The organism is Pseudonocardia sp. SID8383 (genome assembly GCF_009864975.1).
In the GTDB taxonomy this organism is placed as follows: domain Bacteria; phylum Actinomycetota; class Actinomycetes; order Mycobacteriales; family Pseudonocardiaceae; genus Pseudonocardia; species Pseudonocardia alni.
The window spans coordinates 1-3,234 of the sequence record NZ_WWFY01000502.1 but is presented as its reverse complement, the minus strand read 5'-3'; the positions used below and the strand labels follow the sequence as shown (position 1 = coordinate 3,234).

Sequence of the window (3,234 nt, the reverse complement as noted above, 5' to 3'; positions counted from 1 at the left end):
CCGCCCAGTCGACGTCGGTCCCGCGGGTCCACAGCGCACCGGCCGCGACGAGCAGGGTGGCCTCCTCCCCCGCGCCGCGCCGCAGTGCGGGGACGGCGACGGCGCCGGGGGCGTTCTCGGCGACCAGCGCGGACAGCACGGCGTCCGGGCCGAGCTCGAGGAAGGTCCGCACGCCCAGGCCGGCCAGGGCCGCGACCCCGTCGCCGAAGCGGACGGCGCCGCGGGCGTGCCGCACCCAGTAGCCGGGGTCGGTGAGCTCGCCGGACACCTCGCCGGTCAGGTTCGAGACGACGGGGATCCGTGGCTCGGCGAAGGTGAGGCCGTCGACGACCCGGGCGAACTCGGCGAGCATCGGGTCGATCAGCGGCGAGTGGAAGGCGTGGCTGACGGACAGGGTGCGGATGCGCCGGCCCCGGTCCTCGAACCGGGCCGCGACGGCGGCGACGGCGTCGGCGTCGCCCGAGACCACGACCGCGTCGGGACCGTTGACGGCGGCGATCGCGACGTCGTCGCCCAGCAGCGGGGCGACCTCGTCCTCGCGGGCCTGCAGCGCGACCATCGCCCCGCCCGCGGGCAGGTCGGCCATGAGCCGGGCGCGGGCGGCGACGAGGGTGCAGGCGTCGTCGAGGGACAGGATCCCGGCGACGTGTGCGGCGGTGATCTCGCCGACCGAGTGGCCCCCGACGTGGCCGGGGCGCACCCCCCAGGACTCGACGAGCCGGTGGAGCGCGACCTCGGTCGCGAACAACGCGGGCTGGGTGAACCGGGTGTCGTCGAGCGCGGCCCGGTCGCTGCCCCAGACGACCTCGCGCAGCGACGCACCGAGCCGGGCGTCGAGCAGGGCGACGGTCTCGTCGAACGCCGCCGCGAACACCGCGAACCGGGCGTGCAGCTCGCAGCCTGCGCCGAGCCGCTGCGAGCCCTGCCCGGAGAACAGGACGGCGAGCCCGCCGCGGTCACCGGTGGGGACGACGTCGCGGGCGGCCTCGGTGAGCCCGTCGCCGGTGTGGACGAGCAGCGCGCGGTGCGCGAACGGGGTGCGGGTGGTGGCCAGCGCCTGGCCGACGTCGGCCGGGACGGGCGCCGCCGCGAGGGCGCGGACCCGTTCCAGCTGGGCGTCCAGTGCCGTGGCGGAGCGCGCCGAGACCGGCCAGGCGACGGCCTGCGGGCGCACCGCGGGCCCGGTGGGGACCGTGGACCCCGTGGGCTCCGCCGGGTCGGTGGGAGCCTGTTCCAGCACGACGTGGGCGTTGGTGCCGCTGATCCCGAACGACGACACCCCTGCACGCCGCGCACGCCCGGTGTCCGGCCACGCGGTCTGCCCGGTGAGCAGCCGGACCGCCCCCGCGGACCAGTCGACGTGGCTCGACGGCGCGTCGACGTGCAGGGTGCGGGGCAGCGTCGCGTGCTGCAGCGCCAGCACGGTCCGGATCACCCCGGCGGCACCGGCGGCGGCCTGGGTGTGGCCGAGGTTGGACTTCACCGAGCCGAGCAGCAGCGGCCGGTCGGGGTCACGGTCGGCGCCGTAGGTGGCGAGCAGGGCCTGGGCCTCGATCGGGTCGCCGAGCGCGGTGCCGGTGCCGTGCGCCTCGACGGCGTCGACGTCGGCCGGGGACAGCCCGCCGCTGGCCAGCGCCTGGCGGATCACCCGCTGCTGGGCCGGCCCGTTCGGGGCGCTGAGCCCGTTCGACGCGCCGTCGGAGTTCACCGCGGAGCCGCGGAGCACGGCGAGCACCGGGTGCCCGTGCGCGCGGGCGTCGGCGAGCTTCTCGACCACGAGCAGGCCGATCCCCTCGGACCAGCCGGTGCCGTCGGCGCCGTCGGCGAAGGCCTTGCAGCGTCCGTCCGGGGCGAGGCCGCCGTGCAGGCTGAACCCGGAGAAGTTCGCCGGGGTGGTCATCACGGTCACGCCACCGGCGAGCGCCAGACCGCACTCGCCGCTGCGCACGGCCTGGGCGGCGAGGTGCAGCCCCACCAGCGCCGACGAGCACGCCGTGTCCAGGGTGACGGCGGGGCCCTGCAGCCCGAGGGCGAACGACACCCGGCCGGACAGCACGCTGGCGGCGAGGCCGTTGCCGGCGTAGCCGCCCATGTCGTCGGCGGAGGCGAGGACGAGGTGGGTGTAGTCCTGGCCGTTGGTGCCGACGAAGACCCCGGTGCGGCTGCCGCGCAGCCCCTTGGGGTCGATCCCGGACCGTTCGAACGCCTCCCACGCGGTCTCCAGCAGCAGCCGCTGCTGCGGGTCCATCGCGAGCGCCTCGCGCGGGGAGATGTCGAAGAACGCGGGGTCGAACTCGGCGGCGCCGGGCAGGAACCCGCCCCGCTGGGTGGCGCTCGCCGCGGGACCGTCGCCGGCCAGCGCGTCGAGGTCCCAGCCGCGGTCGTCGGGGAACGGGCCGATGCCGTCGCGGCCGGCGGTGAGCAGCTCCCACAGGTCTTCCGGGGAGCGCACCCCGCCGGGGAACCGGCAGGCCATCCCGACGATCGCGACCGGCTCGTGCCGGGCTGCCTCCGCCTCGGCCAGTCGTCGCCGGGTGTCGTGCAGATCGGCCGTGACCCACTTCAGGTAGTCGACGAGCTTCTGTTCGTCGGGCATGGTCCTGTCCGCCTCTCTCGTTCGTGGGGGTCCGGGGTCAGCGCGCCGACGACCGGCCGAGTTCGTTGTCGATGAAGGCGAGGACCTGCTCGGTGCTCGCCGATTCGAGGCGTTCGTCGACGGCGGTGCGGCCGTCGGGGTCGGCGCCGTCGGTGCGGGCCCCGTCCCACTGCTCCAGCAGTCGGCGCAGCCGGCGGGCGACCCCGCTACGGGTCTCGGCGTCGGCACCGTCGGGGGACAGCGCGGCCTCCAGCCGGTCCAGCTCGGCCAGCGGGGAGGACGCCCCCCGGTCCGCCGAGCCGAGCACCTCCTCGTCGAGGTGGCGGGCCACCTCGGCCGGGGTGGGGTGGTCGAACACCAGCGTTGCCGGGAGCCTGGACCCGGTGGCGGCCGCCAGCCGCATCCGCAGCTCCAGACCGGTGAGCGAGTCGAACCCGAGCCGGCTGAAGTGCCGGTCGGCGGGGACCGCCTCGGCACCGGTGTGCCCGAGCACCGCCGCGGTCTCGGCGCGGACGAGCGCCAGCAGCTCGGCGTGCCGGGCGCCGGGCTCCATCCCGGCGAGCCTGCGGAGCAGACCGCCCGCGCCCTCGGTGGCGGCCGCGGTCCGGCGCCTGCTGCGCACCAGGGCGCGGAGCACG

The 3,234-nt window shown here is 76.9% G+C and carries 2 protein-coding genes; both read right to left on the bottom strand.

The genetic code is table 11. From position 1 onward, the window contains the following. The coding region (locus GTW08_RS12200) for a type I polyketide synthase (protein ID WP_161151938.1) at window positions 1-2,596 on the bottom strand (2,596 nt) is incomplete at its 3' end. A 37-nt stretch (window positions 2,597-2,633) separates the two neighbouring features. Next, a partial coding sequence (locus tag GTW08_RS12195; RefSeq protein WP_237453785.1) for a phosphopantetheine-binding protein occupies window positions 2,634-3,234 on the bottom strand: 601 nt, incomplete at its 5' end.